Genomic DNA, 18,388 nt, shown 5'->3' on the forward strand with positions numbered 1-18,388 from the left:
TGTCATCTCAACGCTTATAGTGGGTATCGCAACCAATACGGTTCACGACAGCGTTGACATGTTAGGATAGCATTGTTTGTGGCGAAGACGAGGGGCAGGCCCGGCGCAGGGATGGTTTTTTCAGTCCTACCAGTAAATTGTGAACGCCGCGTCCCGCAAAAACACCCTGCTCAGGATGCCAGCCAATCGGGCAGGCTGTCCAACCGGATCATATCCTCATAGCTCGGCCTTGGCCGGATCACGTGGAATTGGTCGCCCTTGACCAGCACTTCGGGGACAAGCCGTCTGGTATTGTAAGTGCTCGATTGCACCGCGCCATAAGCCCCAGCCGAGCCGATGGCGATCAGGTCGCCGGGCCTTGGCATGCTCATTTCGCGGTCCAGCGCCAGATAATCGCCGGTTTCACAGACCGGCCCGACCACATCGGCGCGGATGCGCGGGGCGCTGGCCGCTGACAGCAGCACCGGGCGAAGCTCGTGATGGGCGTCATAGAGCGTCGGGCGGATCAGATCGTTCATGGCGGCATCGACGATGACGAAGGTCTTGTTGCCACCGTCCTTCACATAGATCACTTCGGTCACCAGAATACCGGCATTGCCGACGATCAGCCGGCCCGGCTCGGCCACGATCCGGCAGTCCAGCGAGGCCAATTGCTGCTTGACGATCGCCGCATAGGCCGCTGGGTCAGGCGGCGGATTGTTGTCGTCCTTGTAGGGAATACCAAGTCCACCGCCGACATCGACGTGGTCGATGGTATGGCCTTCAGCCCGCAGCGTGGTCACCAGGTCGCGCAGCAGCTTGAAGGCCTCGGCGAACGGCTGGAGATCGGTGATCTGGCTGCCGATATGCATGTCGATACCGGTGACCTTGATACCTTCGAGACTGGCGGCGCGGGCATAGACGGCGCGGGCGCGCTCATAGGAAATGCCGAATTTGTTTTCTTTCCGACCGGTGGAAATCTTCGCATGGGTACCGGCGTCGACATCCGGGTTGATGCGGAAGGAGACATGCGCCGTCTTGCCGGCTTTCAGCGCCCTTTGATTGAGAATGTCCAGTTCAGGCTCAGATTCGACATTGAAACAGTAAATCCCGACCTCCAGCCCGAGATCCATTTCCGACGGGGTCTTGCCAACGCCGGAAAACAGGATGCGGCTGGGAGGAATGCCGGCGGCCAGCGCCCGGCGCAATTCGCCTTCGGAGACCACATCGACACCAGCGCCCAATTGCCCAAGTGTTTTCAACACCGCCTGATTGGAATTGGCCTTGACCGCGTAGCAGACCATGGAATCGACGCCGTTGAAGGCCTCGGAAAACACCCGGTAATGGCGCTCCAGCGTTGCGGTGGAGTAGCAATAGAAGGGTGTGCCGACCGCCTTGGCGATCTCTGGAACGGACACATCCTCGGCATGAAGAATGCCATCGCGATACTGGAAATGGTTCACGGTGCGCCTGTCACAGAAGCGGATCGAGGAAGAATTTCTTCTCCGGCACCTTGGTCTGGGTCGGTGCGTCCGCCTTGTTCTGCTGGGCAACCGGCGTGCTCGGCTTGTCCAGATCGCCCTTGCGGCCACAGCCGGTGACCAGAATGCTGGCGGCACCGAGCAGGGCGGCGGAAATCATCAGTCTTCGATAGGAAACAGCCATAATATCCTGTCCAACGTAGTGGTGAGCCAATGTCTAGCCAAAAAACGTGACGTGTGCATCCCGATTTTTGTGATGGATCGATCGGGTTTGACGATCAGTTGCGGCTACGCCACCATTTGATCTGCTTGCGCACCTCGTCCGGTGCCGTGCCGCCATAGCTTTTGCGGCTGGCTACCGACGCTTCCACCGTCAATACCGAATAGATGTCGGCAGTGATGGCGGCATGAATGGCTTGCAAGTCCTCAAGCGGCAGATCGGAGAGATCGCAGCCTTTTTCCTCCGCCAGGGCGACAACCCGGCCCGTGACATGATGGGCATCGCGGAAGGGAAGTCCTGCCTCGCGCACCAGCCAGTCGGCCAGATCGGTGGCGGTGGAAAAACCGGAGCCTGCTGCGGCTTTCATCCGGTCGGCGCGCACGGTCAGGTCGCGGATCATCCCGGTCATGGCGGCCAGCGCCAGTTCCAGGCTTTCGGCAGCGTCGAAGACCTGTTCCTTGTCTTCCTGCATGTCCTTGGAATAGGCGAGCGGCAGGCCCTTCATAATGGTCAAAAGCGCGATCAGCGAACCATTGATCCGGCCCGTCTTGGCGCGCACCAGTTCAGCGGCATCCGGGTTCTTCTTCTGCGGCATGATCGAGGAGCCGGTCGAAAAGGCATCCGACAGCCGGATAAAGCCGAATTGCGGGGTCGACCAGATGACGATTTCTTCCGCAAGCCGCGACAGATGCACCGCCGAAATGGCGGCAATCGACAGGAATTCCAGCGCAAAATCGCGGTCTGACACGGTGTCGATGGAATTGCGGGTCGGTTCCCGGAAACCGAGCGCCTTGGCGGTCATGTGGCGGTCGATGGCATAGCCGGTGCCGGCAAGAGCGGCAGCACCGATCGGGCTTTCATCCAGGTGTTCGATAGCGTGGCGCACGCGTTGGCGATCCCGGCCGAACATTTCCACATAGGCCATGCAGTGATGGCCGAAGGTGACCGGCTGCGCTGTCTGCAAATGGGTAAAGCCGGGCATGACCGTGTCGGCATGTTCTTCGGCGCGGTCGAGAAAGGCGGCGATCAGGTCGGTCAGCAGGCTTTCGGCTTTTTGCAGCTCTTCCTTGACCCAGAGGCGGAAGTCCAGCGCCACCTGGTCGTTGCGTGAGCGGGCGGTGTGCAGGCGACCGGCGGCGGGACCGATCAGGTCGGCCAGCCGCGCCTCGATATTCATGTGAATGTCTTCAAGCTTGCGGGAGAAGGTGAATTTTCCCGCTTCGATCTCTGACAAAATCGTGTTCAGCCCGGTGACGATCTTGTCTTTGTCTTCGCCGGAAATAATGCCTTGATGGGCCAGCATGGTGGCATGGGCAATCGAGCCGCGGATATCCTGGGCATAGAGCTTCTTGTCGAAACCGATCGAGGCGTTTATCTCCTCCATGATGGCCGCAGGGCCGGAGGCAAAACGGCCGCCCCACATCTGGTTGGAGGATGTCGTGTCTTTGGTGTCCTCGGCCATGCTCAATAGATCCTGGAGACGTCGATGACGAAAAAAAGACCGCTGGGACTTCCTTCCGCCAAGCTGATTGCGTTTGCGGCGATTGCCGGTGTGTTGGCCGGCGCGGTTGCGGTATACGTGAAGGAGACGGGGTCTGGCAATGGCTCTGAAATCGCTGCCGCCCAAGGGTGTGAGACGGCGGCACAGGCGATCAAGACGCTTGACCCGTTGATCAAGGGCCAGGTTGCCGCCGTGGTGGCGGCCAATCCGCCGCGCCCGATTACCGGTCTCACCTTCAAGGATGCCAGTGGCGCCGACAAGAGCCTCCAGGATTTCAAGGGCAAGCCCCTGCTGGTCAATCTCTGGGCGACCTGGTGCCTTCCCTGCCGGGAGGAAATGCCCGCCCTCAATCGCCTGCAACAGGCCAAGGGCGGCGATACATTCGAAGTCGTGGCGATCAATATCGACAGCGGCAGCGACGAAAAGCCGAAAGCCTTTCTCAGTGACAACGGCATCGATCATCTCGGCTTTTACCGCGACAGTTCCATGGGCGTGTTCAATGCGCTAAAAAAACAGGGCCTGGCTTTCGGCCTGCCGGTGACGCTGGTTCTCGATGGCAAGGGTTGCCTGCTCGGCTCCATGAACGGTCCTGCCGTATGGGACGGTGAGGATGCCAAAACCCTGATCGATAAAATCATGTCTCTTTGAAAATGCTGGTAAAGATGGAAAGGGGGATGACATGTTGAAAATCTGGGGTCGGGCAAATTCGACCAACGTCAAGAAGATCCTATGGGTCGTTGAAGAGCTGGACCTCGTTTATCAGCGGATAGACGCTGGCGGCGCGTTCGGAGTCGTCAACGATCCCGCGTTTCGTGCCATGAACCCCAATGGGCTGGTGCCTGTGCTGGAAGACGGCGATGTGGTGCTGTGGGAATCCAACACTATTCTCCGGTATCTCGCGGCTCGGTATGGCGATGCTGCGTTCAATCCGATTGATCCGGTCGCCCGCGCGCAGGCGGAAAAGTGGATGGACTGGGTGACATCCACCATTGCCACACCCTTTCGCGATGTGTTCTGGGGCATGATCAGAACACCGGCAGCAGACCGCGATACGGCGAAAATCGAAGCGGCGGCCAAGGTTGTGGCCGGGCACCTTTCCATCGTCGATACGGTGCTGGCCAAACAGGATTATCTGTCCGGCGAGACGTTCGGTGTCGGCGATGTTCCGCTCGGATGCTTCATCTATGCATGGTTTGAAATGCCGATTGCCCGGCCTGAGCATCCACATCTGGCCGCATGGTATGAGCGGCTGAAAAGCCGCCCCGCCTATCAGAAAACGGTGATGAAGCCGCTGAGCTGAATGCCCTTGGATTACCGAGTCGGAACCGGGATTTCGCCGCGGTAATCATAGAAGCCGCGACCGGATTTGCGACCGAGCCATCCCGCTTCAACATATTTGACCAGCAGCGGGCAGGGGCGATATTTGCTGTCGGCCAGCCCGTCATGCAGCACCTGCATGATCGACAGGCAGGTGTCGAGACCGATGAAATCGGCGAGCTGCAAGGGGCCCATCGGATGATTGGCGCCGAGCTTCATCGCCGTATCGATGGCCTCGACCGAGCCCACACCTTCATAGAGCGTGTAGATCGCCTCGTTGATCATCGGTAGCAGGATGCGGTTGACGATAAAGGCGGGAAAATCCTCGGCGACGGTAATGGTTTTATCCAGCGACCGCACAAAATCCTTGGCAGTTTCGAAGGTTTTTTCACCGGTGGCAATGCCGCGCACCAGTTCCACCAGCTTCATCACCGGCACCGGGTTCATGAAATGGATGCCCATGAAGCGTTCCGGGCGGTCCGTGGATGCCGCAAGCCGGGTGATGGACAGTGAGGACGTATTGGTGGCGAGAAGCGCTTCCGGCTTCAGCACCGGGCAGATCTGGCCGAAAATCTTGCGTTTGACGCTTTCATCCTCGGTGGCCGCCTCGATTACCAGATCCACCTGTGCCAGGTCCTGCACGTCGGTGACGCCGGAAATGCGGGCCAGCGCCGCCTTGCGCTCGCTATCCTCCATTTTGCCATTGGCAACCTGTCGCGCCATGTTGCCGTTGATGGTGGCAAGCCCGGCTTCGATCCGTTCCTTGCTCAGGTCATAAAGCGTGACATCGTAGCCGGAGAGCGCCGATACATAGGCAATGCCGCAGCCCATCTGTCCCGCGCCGACAATTCCAACATTCTTGATCATCACGTCTCCCATCCCTGCCTCGGGGCTTTACCAGCACCCGCTTCCCATGTCGCTGCCGGGCCTTAAGCCTTGCAAGCCGTGGCTCACACGGAGTGTGCCTATGGCTCCTCCGGCGTGTCCTGGTCGACAGTGATAAAGCCATGTATCGGCGTTTTCCAGTCCTGATCGCAGCCCGTTGCTTTATTCCTGCCGCTACTTGGCCTCAGCCCCGGGGTTGTCCCGCTCCTGTCGGCTGAGCAGCCAGCGCTATCCCCAGCGCTTTAGGGTTATTTTAAGCCGCGACGATTAAAGTGGCAAAAGGGTGGCGGGGCTTTTTCAGGTAACGTCATAAGGATGCCTACAGCGCTCTGACGCATTCACTTCGTTCATGCTGTCATACGCTCACATTTTTTTATGTATCGATTGTTCAAACTCGGCTGAGGCCTTCGTTTGGATCGATGCACCAGGGGGAGAAATCACATGCGCATTGCGCGTAAGTTGCCACTGTTTGTCTGTTTGATCACGATTTTGTCGATCGGAGCAGCCAGCTGGGCCACGTTGATTCAAAGCTCCACCCTGGTCAAAAAAGAAGTAATGCAGAAGCTGGAGGCGACGGCTGACGGTCGACGTAACGAGGCCAGGCTTTATTTCGAAAATCTGGTCACCAATCTGCGGGCTTTTTCCAGCGTCGCCACGACGGGTGAGGCTCTTTACAAGTTCAAGGCGGACTGGCGCTATCTGGGCGAAAAGCCGCGCGACGCCCTCGTTGATCGCTACATCACTCAGAACCCCAATCCCGCCGGGCAGCGATTGCAGCTGGAGTCGGCCCGTATCGACACCTATGACAGTAACCATGCCAAGTTTCATCCTCTGCTACGCATGGCTTTGCAGCAATATGGCTATGCGGATGTGTTCCTGATCGATCCGAAGGGCAATATCGTTTATTCGGTGCAGAAAAACGATGAATATGCCGGAAATGTTGCCGATCCCACGCTGAAAGACGGTCCTTTGGCCCAGGCCTATGCCCAGGTCGCCAAGAGCGACGACCGGCAATTCTATGCGCTGTCCGATTTTACCCTGTATGGTCCGTCGCGTCAGTCGGTGGCCTTCCTGTCGACGCCGCTGTTCATGGGCGATATCAAGATGGGCGTGCTGGTCGTTGCCATTCCCTCGGAACGGCTGACCGCGATGTTTTCCAACCGGACAGGGCTTGGCGATACGGGTGAGACCATTCTCCTCGATTCCAATAGCATGATGGTCAATGATTCCGCGCTAACAGGTGAAAAAGATTCGCTTGTCACCAAGGTTGCCGCACCGATGCTGGCCGATGTCTTGAAGGGCGCCAAGGCGAGTGGTCATATCGATGGCTATCGCAACATGGTGAGCTATGCTGCGGCTATTCCTCTGTCCTTTGCCGGTCATAACTGGGCTGTCGTCGCGCTGATGAGCGAGAACGAGGCACTGGCCAATGTCGCGCATTTGCGTGATATCGTCCTGTTGATTGCCGCCGGTCTGCTGGTTCTGGCGATCACTGGCGCGGTCCTGTTTTCCCGCTCGCTGACCGGGCCGATCAACCAACTGGTCGACAGCATGAAACGGCTGGCCGATGGCGATACCGGCGTGACGCTGGTTGGTGAGAACCGGGCCGATGAAATTGGCGATATGGTGCGGTCCGTGGCGATCTTCCGCGATGCGGCCATCGAGAAGGGCCGGTTGCAATCCGCCGCCGAACAGGATCGGCAGACGTCGGAAGCTGAGCGCCTGGCCCGCGAAGCCGCCCGCAACGAGGAAACCGCACGGCTTCAGCAGGCCGTCGATATTCTCGGTGCCGGTCTGCAGCGGCTTGCCGCTGGCGACTTGACGACCACCATCGAAACACCGTTCATGGAAGGCCTCGACCGGCTGCGCACCGATTTCAACGATTCGATCCGGCGGTTGGCATCGACCGTGCGCCAACTGTCCGGCAGCACCGGCTCCATCAACGGAACCGCGACCGGAATGGTTTCGGCAACACATGACCTGTCGCGCCGGTCCGAGCAGCAGGCCGCGGCTATCGAGCAGACTTCCGCTGTGATCAACCAGATCATGGAAGCCATCCGCACATCTACCGAGCGGGCTGAAAATGCGAGACGCATGGTGGCGGATGCCAAGACTTCGACCGAACGCTCAGGAGCGATTGTCGGGTCCGCGATCGAAGCCATGGGGCGGATCGAAGAGGCATCGCAGGCCATTTCGCAGATCATCAATGTCATCGATGAGATCGCCTTCCAGACCAATCTTCTGGCCTTGAACGCTGGCGTGGAAGCGGCCCGTGCGGGCGAAGCAGGCAAGGGCTTTGCAGTCGTGGCCCAGGAAGTGCGTGAATTGGCGCAGCGTTCCGCCGGTGCCGCCAAGGAAATCAAGGAACTGATCAGCAAGTCCGGCGAGGCGGTGAAAAGCGGTGTTGGGCTCGTGCGCAATACCGGCGAAGCGCTGGGCGATATTGCCGGTCAGGTGGTGCATATCAACGAGGAAATCTCGTTTATCGCCACGGCTGTCGGCGAACAATCGGAAAGCGTGCGGGAAATTTCCACGGCCATCCGCCAGATGGAGGAAACGACCCAGCAGAATTCGCAGATGGCTGACCGGACCAATTCTGACATGTCGCGCCTGACCAGCGATGCTGAAGCGCTATCCAACCTGGTGTCGCAGTTCAGGGTCATGGACGGTGAGATCGTTCCAAACCCGGCGGCCTCTTCCTATCGTCCTGCGGCTTCGCAGCGACCGTCTGTCCCCAATGCCCGTCAGGCCGTCAGGCCAGCCGATCCGGCCAGCAGCCGTCCTTCCGCTTCGCCTGCCCGCGCCTTGATGGGCAAGCTGGCGGCTGGGTTGAAGACCGGCGGTGGCACGGCCGCCCCAAGCGGTGGCAACAATTGGGAAGAGTTCTGATCACTCTCCACTGTCCAAATAATCCCTGAAAAGCAAAAAGGCCGCAGAAATGCGGCCTTTTCCTTGTTTAGAGACTGTCAGGTTCATATTGAACAAGACAGTCTCTAAGTTCTTTTGTTTTCGTTTGTCAGGAAAACCGGATTCCACTTTTCCCTGACAAACTCTAAATTTCGTTGATCAAGGCGGGATCAAAGCGCCTTTTCAAACTCCGGCAGGGCCTCAAACAGGTCTGCGACGAGGCCGTAGTCTGCGACCTGGAAGATCGGGGCTTCCTCGTCCTTGTTGATGGCGACGATCACTTTGCTGTCCTTCATGCCCGCCAGATGCTGGATTGCGCCGGAAATGCCGCAGGCGATGTAGAGCTGCGGTGCAACGACCTTGCCGGTTTGGCCAACCTGCCAGTCGTTCGGCGCATAGCCTGCATCGACGGCGGCGCGCGAGGCGCCGACAGCAGCCCCCAGCTTGTCGGCTAGCGGCAGGATGACTTCCTTGAACTTCTCCGAGGAGCCCAGCGCGCGACCGCCCGAGATGATGATCTTGGCGGATGTCAGTTCCGGGCGCTCCGACGACGACAGCGCATCCGAGACAAAGCTGGACAGGCCGGGATCGGCAACCGCCGCCACAGCCTCGACCGCAGCCGACCCATCGGCAGCAGCGGCGGCAAAGGAGGCGGTGCGCACGGTGATGACCTTCTTGGCATCGCCCGACTGGACCGTCTGGATGGCATTGCCGGCATAGATCGGGCGCTTGAAGGTGTCGACAGAGATCACTTCAACGATTTCCGAGATCTGCGCTACATCAAGCAAGGCTGCAACGCGCGGCGCGACATTCTTGCCGACCGAGGTGGCGGCGGTGATGATCGTATCGTAGGCGGGCGCCAGCGATACGATCAGTGCTGCCAGCGGTTCGGCCAGTTGATTGCCAAGCTCGGCACTGTCGGCCAGCAGCACTTTTGAGACGCCCGACAGTTTGGCGGCGGCGTCTGCGGCGGGTTTGGCACCAGCGCCTGCGACGAGAACATGGATATCGCCGCCAATCTTGGCCGCTGCCGTCAGGGTCTTGGCGGTCTGTTCGGAAATGGTTGCGTTGTCGTGATCTGCCAGAAGAAGAATGGCCATTGTTCTATATCTCCCAATCCGAAATCAAAGCACGCCGGCTTCGTTTTTAAGCTTGTCGACCAGTTCGGCCACCGACTTGACCTTGATGCCTGCCTTGCGGCCACCCGGCTCTTCGGTCTTCAGCACCTTGAGACGTGGTGTGGTATCGACACCGAAATCGGCAGGCGTCTTCTTGTCGAGCGGCTTCTTCTTGGCCTTCATGATATTGGGCAGCGAGGCATAGCGTGGCTCGTTAAGGCGCAGGTCGGTGGTGACCACGGCAGGCAGTTTGACGGCAATGGTCTGCAAGCCGCCATCGACTTCGCGGGTGACATTGGCCGAACCCTCGCCGATCTCCAGCTTGGAGGCAAAGGTGGCCTGCGCCCAGCCCAAGAGGGCCGCGAGCATCTGGCCCGTCTGGTTGCTGTCATCGTCGATCGCCTGCTTGCCGACGATAACCAGGCCCGGGGCCTCGGCTTCGACGATGCCTTTCAGGATCTTGGCAACGGCCAGCGGCTCGACGGCATCCTCGGTTTCCACCAGGATGGCCCGGTCTGCGCCCATGGCCAGCGCCGTGCGCAAAGTTTCCTCGGCCTTGGCTGGACCGATGGACACCACGACCACTTCCTCCGCCTTGCCTGCTTCTTTCAGGCGCAGCGCTTCCTCAACGGAAATTTCGTCGAACGGGTTCATCGACATCTTCACATTGGCAAGCTCAACGCCTGAACCATCCGGCTTCACACGGATCTTCACGTTGTAGTCCACGACGCGCTTGACGGGCACGAGAATCTTCATGGGGTCCTTCCTTGCTTCGGTCCTTATGGCGGTTTTGCGCATCATGACACGCGGTGCCGCAACTGCTTGTTTCCTGCATCATTCCATAGATTAGCGTCGACTTAAGGAATGACGCACTGGTGTTTTTACGCACCCTTCAATGTGATAGCCCAGTTTATCTGCCAGTCGGAAACATCAGGGATCCGTTTCCAGGCAAACGCCAGACTGCGGCATTTTGCACTTCAGAGAATGTCAGTTGGCGACATGGATACGCATTTTTTCCTCCATTACAACGGCGCCATTCATTCTTGCGATGCTCCTCCCGCAGACTGACGGCTCGGAGGCCAGAATTACCTAACTTTTACGTTCACGTCAAATATTGCCTTTTTGGTCAACCAGAACCGGTCTATGCCCACAATCCGTGTTTCATGCCGGACCAGCGAGTGGCCCGCCTGCCTTGTCGGATGAGCCTACCGGTTTTTCCCCGGCACCCAGAGGACATCGGCCTTGCCGATCTCATTGGCATAGCGGGCGGCGACGAACAGGAAATCCGACAGCCGGTTGACATATTTCAGCGCTGGCGCAGAGACGGCCTCGCCGGGGATTTGCATCAGGTCGACCATGATCCGCTCGGCGCGTCTTGCGATGGTGCGGGCCAGATGCAGATTGGCGGAGGCTGGTGAGCCTGCGGGCAAGACAAAGGATTTCAGCGGTTCGAGATGGGCGTTCAGCGCATCGATTTCCTGCTCTATCCTGTCCACCTGGCTCTGGACGACGCGCAGGGGCTCCCATTCCAATTTTTCGCCGGTATCGGGGGTTGCAAGATCGGCCCCAAGATCGAAAAGGTCGTTCTGGATGCGAAACAGCATGGCGTCCAGCACCTCATCGCCTGTCGTATGCAGGCGGGCGACGCCGATGGCGCTGTTGGCCTCATCGATCGTGCCATAGGCATCGACACGCAGGTCGTGTTTGAACCGGCGCGGGCCGCAGACCAGCGCCGTGGTGCCGTCATCGCCGGTACGGGTGTAGATTTTATTGAGTTTTACCATGGAACCATTCGTCTTGAGCAAGCGGGCGGGACCCGCACGATTAGAGTTTGCCTTACAGCCCGCTCAAGAATTGCTGCTGGCCAGCGGCGATTATTGGATAGACTGCTAGGAAAAGTGGAGCCTGGCAGACGCTAGCGACCGCCGCCGGTGATCCACAATGTCAGCATGATCAGCACGACGGCAATGGCCTGAAGCAGCACACGCAATTGCATCAGCTTGTTGGAGCGGTTGGCATCGCCGCCCTTCATCATGTTGAACAGCCCGCGCACCAGAACCAGCGCGACAAGCCCCATGACGATAATGGCCAGAATGGTGGTGAATGAGGACATGATGCGCCGCTGACCTTATTATGGATGTCTATAGCATGTCGCATGATGAGGGCTTCACCTGACATGCTATAGGATTCTGTTTTCGCATGTCTTTTCCCCGAAACCGCTTCACACTTTCGGGAGACATGCCTATCCGATCAATCCAGCGCCCGCATCAACCGATAGAAGAGATCGGACGGCATCAGCCGTTTGAGTGCGACGCCCTGTTTTGCCGGCTTCGTGACCAGATAATGTGGTCGGGGACGCTTCGCGGTCAAGGCGTGTTGCAGCACTTTATACACGGCATCCGGTCCAAGCTTGTGGCGGTTTTTCGGACCGGTGCCTTCAAGGCGTGCCAATTGGCGCTGGTAATCTGCGGCATGGACTGAATTTTCCACGTCGATATTGCGTTTGATAGCCTCAAGGCAATTGGCGGTAAAACGGCTTTCTATCGGACCCGGCTCGATCAGGCTGACCATGACGCCGCTGCCGTCCAGCTCCATCCGCAGGGTGAGCGACAGGCCCTCCAGCGCAAATTTGGACGCCGTATAGGCGCCGCGCCATCGATAGGGGATGAGGCCGAGAATAGACGAGCATTGCACGATCCTGCCCGACCCTTGCGCGCGCATTACAGGCACGATCCGCCGTGTCAGGTCGTGCCAGCCGAAGACATTGGTCTCGAACTGTTCGCGAAGCGCCTCTGTTGGCAGGTCTTCGACCGCACCTGCCTGGCCATAGGCGCCATTGTTGAACAGCGCGTCCAGCCGCCCGCCGGTGCGCGACAACACGGTTTCAGTCAGGGCCGCGATGCTTGCCGTGTCGCGGTAGTCCATCAGCAGCGCTTCAAGACCGTCATCCTCAAGCGGTTTCAGGTCTTCCGCCTTGCGTACGGTGGCAAACACCCGCCAGCCATCCTGCTTCAGGGCGCGGGCGCAGTAGGCTCCAATGCCGGAGGAGCAGCCGGTAACGATAATGCTTTTCTCTGCGACCATATGAGGTTTTCCTCTTACAAATGCGATAGGGTCTCCCATATTCGACAGATATAGGCAATTGTGGCAGGCCGCTTGAGAAGCAGTCAGTGAAGAATGAACGGGAGACGGAATGCGGTCCTATCTGGGCAGGCTTTACAAGGTGGCCTTCGATGCGGTCTGGCATTTTACCGAGGACGATGGTTGGGCGATGGCGAGCCACGTGGCGCTCTCGATCCTGCTGGCCGTGTTTCCCTTCCTGATTTTCGGCACGGCGCTCGCCGGTCTTCTCGGGGCCAATACCTTTGCGCCGACCGCCATCCATTTTATTTTCGACACCTGGCCGGAGGAAATCGCCAAGCCGATTTCCGAGCAGGTGGTGCAGGTGCTGACCATTCCGCGCGGCGGGCTCTTGACGATTTCCGTGCTGGCGGCGGCCTATTTTGCCTCCAACGGGGTTGAAGCGCTGCGCACGGCGCTGAACCGTGCCTACCGGGTCACGGAAACCCGGCCCTGGTATATTACCCGACTTATCAGCCTCGGCTTCGTCATCATGGGGGTTGCCGCCTTCGCTGTGATCAGCGTGCTGCTGATCGCCGTGCCGATCGCGCTACGCTTTGCCGAGCGGCAATTTCCGCTTTTGAAGGATTTTCTGGCGCTGGTCTCGAATTGGAGCGTGCTTGGCACGTTGATCCTGCTGACCATCGGCCTGACGATTTCGCATCTGTGGCTGCCAGCCGACCGGCGCCGCCTGATCGACGTTCTGCCCGGCATCTGCCTGACACTGCTGCTCTGGCTGCTGGGGGCGCTGGCCTTTGCCGCCTATCTCGCCACCTTTGCCAATTACGCCGCCACCTATGCCGGTCTGGCCTCGGTTATGGTGGTGATCATATTTCTCTATATGCTGGGCGTGCTGTTCCTGATCGGGGCGGAATTTAACGCGGCGCTGATGAAGTTTTCCAGGCCGCGCACGCGATCACGGCGAATGTCAGATCGCAATCCCCACCAGCCGACGGATGTCGAGGGGTGACAGGCCCTTTGCCCGCAAATGCCGGAGCCCTGCCGATTGCAGGCTTTTCGACAGCTTGCGCCCATCCTCGTCTGTGATCAGCCGATGGTGCGTATAGGTCGGGGCGGGCAGGCCGAGCAGGCTCTGCAACAGCCGGTGGACAGCGGTGGCCTGATAGAGATCCTCGCCGCGCACCACATGGGTCACGCCCTGTAGGGCGTCATCCACGACTACGGACAGATGATAGCTGGACGGCGCATCCCAGCGCCAGAGAATGACATCGCCCCAGATCGTAGGGTCGGCGGTGATCCGCTGCGCCGTGTCGCCACGTCTTTCCTCCCAATGCAGGCTGCCGCCAAGCATGGAGAGCGCTTTGCCGGTATCCAGACGCAGGCTGTGGCGCTCGCCTCTGTCGATCCGTTGCTGCGCCAGTTGCCGGTCCATCTGCCGTTCGCCTGCCGGATAATGCCAGGCACCATCAGGGTCGCGGGGCCAGCCTTTGCCTTGCGCCTCTGTTGCCTGCGCTTGCCGCTTGATTTCGGCGCGGCTGAGAAAGGCTGGATAGACCAGATCCATGGCCTGAAGCTTTGCCAAGGCAGAACGATAGGCGTCGATATGCTCGGACTGGCGGCGCACCGGCTTTTCCCATGTCATACCGAGCCAGGCAAGATCCTCGTAGATCGCCGCCTCGAATTCAGGCGTGCAGCGGTCGATGTCGATATCCTCGATCCGTAACAGCAGCCGGCCACCGGCGTCCTCAGCCATGTCAGCATTGATCAGTGCCGAAAGGGCATGGCCGAGATGAAGATAGCCATTTGGGCTCGGCGCAAAACGAAAGACTGGTTTTTGCGGAACGACTAAGGGAGACTGGAAGTTGGACATGGTGTGTTTTGGCATGATTTGGCAGGTGAGGAAAAGAGATGGGCGAGACGATGCGTATTCGCAGCCAGGCGGATCTTGCCACCGGCCTTGAGGCCTTGCTTGGTATCGATCCCCGGCTGCATGCCATTGCCCGCGAAGCCGGGCCTTTGCCGCTGCGGTTGACAGAGCCGGGTTTCGAAGGGCTTGCCTTCATCATCGTCTCGCAGATGGTGTCGCGCGCCAGCGCCGACGCCATCTGGCGGCGGCTTTGCGGGGCGATGGGAACAGTCGAACCCGCCGCTTATCTGGCGCTGGGCGATACTGCTCTTTCACTCGGTCTTTCGCGCGCCAAGCATGCCTGCCTGAGCGGTCTGGCCTCTGCCGCGCAGGCTGGAGACATCGACCTCTTGGCAATCCTCGATCAGCCGGTGGAGACAGGCATGGCTGAGCTGACCCGGTTGCGTGGCATCGGGCTGTGGACAGCGGAAGTTTATCTGATGTTTTGTGGTGGTCACGCAGATGTGTTTCCGGCGGGTGATGTGGCGCTGCGGGCGGCGGTGGGGGACGGCCTCTGCCTTGCCGCGCGCCCGGATATCCGCGAAACCACCCGGATTGCGCTGGCCTGGCGGCCATACCGCGCCATTGCGGCACGGTTGTTCTGGGCATTTTATGCGGCGCGTTTACGACGCGAAGCGGCGCCGGTGCCGGTCTGATGGAGAATCAGTTCGCTGCTTATTTATTGGGCTTCACAATCCTGTAACAGCAAGCCTAATATAGAGGGAGCAGATGCCGAATCGATCAGGAGAACGCCTTGACGATTGCAGTTTCGCCCCAGTCCTTACCAGCGCTTGTGCTCAACGCTGATTATAGGCCACTGAGTTATTATCCCTTGTCGTTGTGGTCCTGGCAGGACGCGATCAAGGCGGTTTTCCTTGACCGTGTGAACATCATTGCCGAATACGATCACTCGGTCTGTTCACCCAGCTTTTCCATGCGGCTTCCCAGCGTGGTCAGCCTGAAAACCTATGTGCAGCCGACGCGCAATCCCGCCTTCACACGCTTCAACGTGTTTCTGCGCGACAAGTTTCAGTGCCAATATTGCGGCTCGCCTGACGATCTGACCTTTGACCACGTCATTCCCCGCGCCCATGGCGGCGAAACTACCTGGCAGAATGTCGTGGCGGCCTGTTCGCCCTGCAATCTGCGCAAGGGATCGAAATTGCCCAGACAGGCCAATATGTTCCCGGCTCAGAAGCCCTATCAGCCAAGCGTGCAGGATCTGCACAACAATGGCCGGTCGTTTCCGCCCAATTATCTGCATGAAAGCTGGGTGGATTATCTCTATTGGGATTCCGAGCTTCAGCCTTAAGCCTTTATCCGCCGTGCGCCCCAGAAGGCGACGGCGGCGAGAACGAGGCTTGTCAGGACATTCCAGCCGGCCAGCGACAGGCCGAAAATCCTCAGCGCTGCGTCCGTGCAGGACGGCCCCTTGAAACTGTTGAGCTGCGAGAGAATATCGCCGCTGCCGTTGAAGCCCGCGCCGCTGGTTGCCGAGCAGGCGCTTGGGCCCTCCCAGAAATGCCATTCAACGCCTGCATGGTAGACGCCAAGGCCAGCGCTGACGATCATGATCAGGCCAAGAAGCAGGATCAGGCTTTTCGTTACTCTGGCGGGTAGGTTAATGGTGGCTGCGATGACCGTCACCACTCCGATTGCAGCGCCGATATAATAGGGCTTGCGCTGCAACAGGCAAAGCTCACAGGGAATATAGCCGCCGAGATATTCAAAGGCCAAAGCCGAGCCGACGACCCCGGCCATGCCAAGGGTCAACACAAGGGCAGGGGCAAGACCGGGCCGGGTGGAAGAAAGCGTGGTCATGATGGTTCTCCAGTCCTCGTCGCTCAATGGACAAGGAGGCGATAGGCGACGAACAGGGCAATCAGCACGACAGCGCCGACGGCGGCGATCAGGCCGAGGCGTTTTTCAATGAAATGGCGGATCGGTTCGCCATAGCGGCGCAGCAACCAAGCCAGCAAGAAAAAGCGGCCTCCACGCGCGACGATGGCGGTCATGATGAACAACCAGATATTCACATGGGCGACACCCGACAGGATGGTGACCACCTTGATCGGCGGCAGATGGGCCAGACCGGAGGTGATCAGCAGCAGCACCACCGTCTCGTAATCGACAGACAGGCGCAGCTGGTCGAAGGCATCGGCCTTGCCGTAGAATTCCAGGATTGGCCGCGCAATGCTTTCATAGGCATAATAACCGAGAAACCAACCGGCTATACCGCCCAGAACCGAGGTGATGGTGGCAATGGTCGCATAGCGCCAGACCTTTTCCGGTTTGGCCAGCGCCATGGGCAGGAACAGCACGTCGGCAGGGACAAGAAAGATCGAGCTTTCCACAAAGGAGATTGTCCCAAGCCAGGCTTCCGCGGATTTGCGGGCGGCAAGCGACATGGTCCAGTCGTAAAGGCGTCGCAGCATGATCGCTCCTTGATCCTATGCAGAGGGTCTTTGCCATTGCGGCGCAGCATTCAGGATGACGAAAGACTGAATATCTGCCGTTCCGTCAAGTCTTTATGCGCAAAGCTCATGGGCTGTAAATGCGGCGAAAACAGCGATATTGCCCGGATGCCTAACTTTTGCGTGAAACCGGAAATTTGTAAAAAACCCGGTTGACCGACCCCCTTCCTCCGTGTAGTTCGTCCTTCTACTCTAAGTGCCCCTTTGGCGGAATTGGTAGACGCGCCTGACTCAAAATCAGGTTCCGAGAGGAGTGCTGGTTCGATTCCGGCAAGGGGCACCACTTTTAATCTCAATGATCGACGCTGGCCGAGTTACGCGCTCATTCTGAACTGCGAACCCGTGGCTGGCTTTTTCCTCACAAATAGCTGAGGGCGTTTTGAGGTTCGCAGTGGATGCGGTTGCGGCCATGCTGTTTGGCGCGGTAGAGCGCCATATCGGTGGCTGCCATGAATTTCTGGAAATTTGAAAAATGGTCGGCGGATTGGGCAAGGCCAAAGCTGGCGGTGATCCTGCCGGGCGCCAATGGTTCGAGGCAGATTTTCTCCAGGCAGATGCGCAGACGTTCGGCAATCGCCTGTGCTTGGACCAGATTGGTGCCGGGCAGAAGAATGCAGAACTCCTCGCCGCCGATCCGGCCTGCCAGGTCGTTTGGCCGTAGATTGTTGCGGATTGTCTGCGCTGCTGCGATCAATGCTTTATCGCCCGTTTCATGGCCGAATGCGTCATTGATGCCCTTGAAATGATCCAGGTCGAAGAGAAGAAGACACATGGGGTCGCCGCTGCGACAGGTCTCTTCAAGGGCCTCCGTCCCTTTTGCCAGAATGAACCGGCGGTTTGCCAAGCCGGTCAGGGGATCGGTATTGGCTTGAAGGGTCAAGGTTTTGAGAGAGCTGTCCAATTCTGTTACCAGGGCGGAAACCGCCTGGGCGACAGTGCCGATTTCATCTTTTGTCTTGACCGCGATGGCAACAGGTGACCCCTCCTGCCGGTATCGGGTTATGGACTGGTTGAGCTGGCGTAGCGGCTGAATGATCCGCCACAGGGACAGCAGGCAGCCAGCCGTTCCGGCCAAGGTCGATATCAGCAGGACAAGCAGAATGCTTGCTTCACTCAGCGCACCGCCACCAAGGACATGCGCGACCACCGCCAGAAGCGGCACGTGAATGGAGATAAAGCAGATTACAAAAATCTTTGTTATCAGCGACGAACGTATCGCCCGGGCCGTCATATGCGGCCATCCAATCATCCAATTTCTTTTGAGCATCCCTATAAACTTCAATCCCGTTTACAACCGGCAGGATAGATAGGGAAGATCGTGGCTTAAAAAAGCAAAACCCGGAGATTTTTAGGGTTTTTTGGAATTTCGGCCATGCAAGTCGCCACTGAAGCGCCAGTCAATTACACTCAAATTGTTTGTTCCCACAACAATTTTCGAGTGTACCTAAATGACCGTTCATCAGAACAAAGACATTGCCCGCTCATCGAACGGGCAATGTCCACCTTGTATCAAGGCAAA

At 58.7% G+C, this 18,388-nt stretch carries 19 protein-coding genes and 1 tRNA gene; 7 read left to right on the forward strand and 13 right to left on the reverse strand.

From position 1 onward, the window contains the following. Positions 1-170 precede the first annotated feature (170 nt). The 3 genes from lysA to argH form a co-directional block, all read right to left on the reverse strand. Positions 171-1,442, reverse strand: a complete 1,272-nt coding sequence (lysA, locus tag V6582_RS12525; RefSeq protein ID WP_337739301.1) for a diaminopimelate decarboxylase — start codon at positions 1,440-1,442, stop codon at positions 171-173. 10 nt (positions 1,443-1,452) lie between these two features. Continuing rightward, positions 1,453-1,644 (reverse strand): LPS translocon maturation chaperone LptM, encoded by a 192-nt coding sequence (gene lptM / locus V6582_RS12530; protein WP_156632525.1) that lies wholly within the window; start codon positions 1,642-1,644, stop codon positions 1,453-1,455. 94 nt (positions 1,645-1,738) lie between these two features. After that, positions 1,739-3,142 (reverse strand): argininosuccinate lyase, encoded by a 1,404-nt coding sequence (gene argH / locus V6582_RS12535; RefSeq protein ID WP_156632526.1) that lies wholly within the window; start codon positions 3,140-3,142, stop codon positions 1,739-1,741. Between the two features lie 24 nt (positions 3,143-3,166). On the opposite strand from argH, the gene tlpA reads away from it, so the two are divergent. Continuing rightward, on the forward strand, positions 3,167-3,829 hold the full coding sequence (gene tlpA / locus V6582_RS12540) for a thiol:disulfide interchange protein TlpA (RefSeq protein ID WP_156632527.1): 663 nt from the start codon (positions 3,167-3,169) through the stop codon (positions 3,827-3,829). Positions 3,830-3,860: 31 nt separating this feature from the next. Beyond that, a complete protein-coding gene (locus V6582_RS12545) occupies positions 3,861-4,481 on the forward strand; it encodes a glutathione S-transferase family protein (RefSeq protein WP_156632528.1) in 621 nt (206 codons plus the stop codon). Positions 4,482-4,492: 11 nt separating this feature from the next. Here the strand turns inward: V6582_RS12545 and V6582_RS12550 are convergent, their stop codons facing one another. Next, positions 4,493-5,365: a 3-hydroxybutyryl-CoA dehydrogenase gene (locus V6582_RS12550; RefSeq protein ID WP_070153043.1), complete on the reverse strand. Its 873-nt coding sequence runs from the start codon at positions 5,363-5,365 to the stop codon at positions 4,493-4,495. Positions 5,366-5,824: 459 nt separating this feature from the next. On the opposite strand from V6582_RS12550, the gene V6582_RS12555 reads away from it, so the two are divergent. Continuing rightward, positions 5,825-8,272 (forward strand): methyl-accepting chemotaxis protein, encoded by a 2,448-nt coding sequence (locus V6582_RS12555; RefSeq protein WP_156632529.1) that lies wholly within the window; start codon positions 5,825-5,827, stop codon positions 8,270-8,272. Positions 8,273-8,460: 188 nt separating this feature from the next. Here the strand turns inward: V6582_RS12555 and V6582_RS12560 are convergent, their stop codons facing one another. From V6582_RS12560 to V6582_RS12580, 5 genes are all read right to left on the reverse strand, one after another. Continuing rightward, complete coding sequence (locus V6582_RS12560) at positions 8,461-9,390, reverse strand: electron transfer flavoprotein subunit alpha/FixB family protein (RefSeq protein ID WP_156632530.1); 930 nt, start codon at positions 9,388-9,390, stop codon at positions 8,461-8,463. 24 nt (positions 9,391-9,414) lie between these two features. After that, positions 9,415-10,164 (reverse strand): electron transfer flavoprotein subunit beta/FixA family protein, encoded by a 750-nt coding sequence (locus tag V6582_RS12565; protein WP_071202881.1) that lies wholly within the window; start codon positions 10,162-10,164, stop codon positions 9,415-9,417. Positions 10,165-10,613: 449 nt separating this feature from the next. Next, positions 10,614-11,192: a cob(I)yrinic acid a,c-diamide adenosyltransferase gene (locus V6582_RS12570; RefSeq protein ID WP_156632531.1), complete on the reverse strand. Its 579-nt coding sequence runs from the start codon at positions 11,190-11,192 to the stop codon at positions 10,614-10,616. A 131-nt stretch (positions 11,193-11,323) separates the two neighbouring features. Then, positions 11,324-11,521, reverse strand: coding sequence for a twin transmembrane helix small protein (locus V6582_RS12575; protein WP_070164376.1), 198 nt, complete (start codon positions 11,519-11,521; stop codon positions 11,324-11,326). 137 nt (positions 11,522-11,658) lie between these two features. Beyond that, positions 11,659-12,492: an SDR family oxidoreductase gene (locus V6582_RS12580; protein WP_156632532.1), complete on the reverse strand. Its 834-nt coding sequence runs from the start codon at positions 12,490-12,492 to the stop codon at positions 11,659-11,661. 109 nt (positions 12,493-12,601) lie between these two features. Here V6582_RS12580 and V6582_RS12585 point away from each other — a divergent pair, with 109 nt between their 5' ends. Beyond that, complete coding sequence (locus V6582_RS12585; RefSeq protein WP_070164378.1) at positions 12,602-13,498, forward strand: YihY/virulence factor BrkB family protein; 897 nt, start codon at positions 12,602-12,604, stop codon at positions 13,496-13,498. Here the strand turns inward: V6582_RS12585 and gluQRS are convergent. Then, a complete protein-coding gene (gene gluQRS, locus V6582_RS12590; RefSeq protein WP_156632563.1) occupies positions 13,457-14,359 on the reverse strand; it encodes a tRNA glutamyl-Q(34) synthetase GluQRS in 903 nt (300 codons plus the stop codon). The two genes, V6582_RS12585 and gluQRS, sit on opposite strands and share 42 nt — an antisense overlap. A 38-nt stretch (positions 14,360-14,397) precedes the next feature. Between gluQRS and V6582_RS12595 the strand changes: the two genes are divergently transcribed. Continuing rightward, positions 14,398-15,051, forward strand: a complete 654-nt coding sequence (locus tag V6582_RS12595; RefSeq protein ID WP_156632533.1) for a DNA-3-methyladenine glycosylase family protein — start codon at positions 14,398-14,400, stop codon at positions 15,049-15,051. A gap of 98 nt (positions 15,052-15,149) precedes the next feature. Further along, a complete protein-coding gene (locus tag V6582_RS12600) occupies positions 15,150-15,707 on the forward strand; it encodes an HNH endonuclease (RefSeq protein WP_156632534.1) in 558 nt (185 codons plus the stop codon). On the opposite strand, the gene V6582_RS12605 is transcribed toward V6582_RS12600, so the two are convergent. Both V6582_RS12605 and V6582_RS12610 read right to left on the reverse strand, forming a co-directional pair. Then, complete coding sequence (locus V6582_RS12605; protein ID WP_156632535.1) at positions 15,704-16,216, reverse strand: disulfide bond formation protein B; 513 nt, start codon at positions 16,214-16,216, stop codon at positions 15,704-15,706. The two genes, V6582_RS12600 and V6582_RS12605, sit on opposite strands and share 4 nt — an antisense overlap. Before the next feature lie 23 nt (positions 16,217-16,239). Continuing rightward, a complete protein-coding gene (locus tag V6582_RS12610; RefSeq protein ID WP_156632536.1) occupies positions 16,240-16,830 on the reverse strand; it encodes a YqaA family protein in 591 nt (196 codons plus the stop codon). Positions 16,831-17,067: 237 nt separating this feature from the next. Here V6582_RS12610 and V6582_RS12615 point away from each other — a divergent pair. Beyond that, positions 17,068-17,152 (forward strand) — tRNA-Leu (locus V6582_RS12615). A 75-nt stretch (positions 17,153-17,227) separates the two neighbouring features. Here the strand turns inward: V6582_RS12615 and V6582_RS12620 are convergent. Beyond that, positions 17,228-18,118, reverse strand: coding sequence for a GGDEF domain-containing protein (locus V6582_RS12620; RefSeq protein ID WP_197434409.1), 891 nt, complete (start codon positions 18,116-18,118; stop codon positions 17,228-17,230). Positions 18,119-18,388: the final 270 nt, after the last annotated feature.

The sequence above is a fragment of the Agrobacterium vitis genome, assembly GCF_037039395.1.
In the GTDB taxonomy this organism is placed as follows: Bacteria; Pseudomonadota; Alphaproteobacteria; order Rhizobiales; family Rhizobiaceae; genus Allorhizobium; species Allorhizobium vitis_E.

Excerpts from the sequence above, each read along its gene's own strand:
- lptM (WP_156632525.1), bottom strand. The coding sequence starts at position 1,644 with ATGGCTGTTTCCTATCGAAGACTGATGATTTCCGCCGCCCTGCTCGGT.
- argH (WP_156632526.1), bottom strand. The coding sequence starts at position 3,142 with ATGGCCGAGGACACCAAAGACACGACATCCTCCAACCAGATGTGGGGC.
- tlpA (WP_156632527.1), top strand. The coding sequence starts at position 3,167 with ATGACGAAAAAAAGACCGCTGGGACTTCCTTCCGCCAAGCTGATTGCG.
- V6582_RS12545 (WP_156632528.1), top strand. The coding sequence starts at position 3,861 with ATGTTGAAAATCTGGGGTCGGGCAAATTCGACCAACGTCAAGAAGATC.
- V6582_RS12550 (WP_070153043.1), bottom strand. The coding sequence starts at position 5,365 with ATGATCAAGAATGTTGGAATTGTCGGCGCGGGACAGATGGGCTGCGGC.
- V6582_RS12555 (WP_156632529.1), top strand. The coding sequence starts at position 5,825 with ATGCGCATTGCGCGTAAGTTGCCACTGTTTGTCTGTTTGATCACGATT.
- V6582_RS12560 (WP_156632530.1), bottom strand. The coding sequence starts at position 9,390 with ATGGCCATTCTTCTTCTGGCAGATCACGACAACGCAACCATTTCCGAA.
- V6582_RS12565 (WP_071202881.1), bottom strand. The coding sequence starts at position 10,164 with ATGAAGATTCTCGTGCCCGTCAAGCGCGTCGTGGACTACAACGTGAAG.
- V6582_RS12570 (WP_156632531.1), bottom strand. The coding sequence starts at position 11,192 with ATGGTAAAACTCAATAAAATCTACACCCGTACCGGCGATGACGGCACC.
- V6582_RS12575 (WP_070164376.1), bottom strand. The coding sequence starts at position 11,521 with ATGTCCTCATTCACCACCATTCTGGCCATTATCGTCATGGGGCTTGTC.
- V6582_RS12580 (WP_156632532.1), bottom strand. The coding sequence starts at position 12,492 with ATGGTCGCAGAGAAAAGCATTATCGTTACCGGCTGCTCCTCCGGCATT.
- V6582_RS12585 (WP_070164378.1), top strand. The coding sequence starts at position 12,602 with ATGCGGTCCTATCTGGGCAGGCTTTACAAGGTGGCCTTCGATGCGGTC.
- gluQRS (WP_156632563.1), bottom strand. The coding sequence starts at position 14,359 with ATGTCCAACTTCCAGTCTCCCTTAGTCGTTCCGCAAAAACCAGTCTTT.
- V6582_RS12595 (WP_156632533.1), top strand. The coding sequence starts at position 14,398 with ATGGGCGAGACGATGCGTATTCGCAGCCAGGCGGATCTTGCCACCGGC.
- V6582_RS12605 (WP_156632535.1), bottom strand. The coding sequence starts at position 16,216 with ATGACCACGCTTTCTTCCACCCGGCCCGGTCTTGCCCCTGCCCTTGTG.
- V6582_RS12610 (WP_156632536.1), bottom strand. The coding sequence starts at position 16,830 with ATGCTGCGACGCCTTTACGACTGGACCATGTCGCTTGCCGCCCGCAAA.
- V6582_RS12620 (WP_197434409.1), bottom strand. The coding sequence starts at position 18,118 with ATGATTGGATGGCCGCATATGACGGCCCGGGCGATACGTTCGTCGCTG.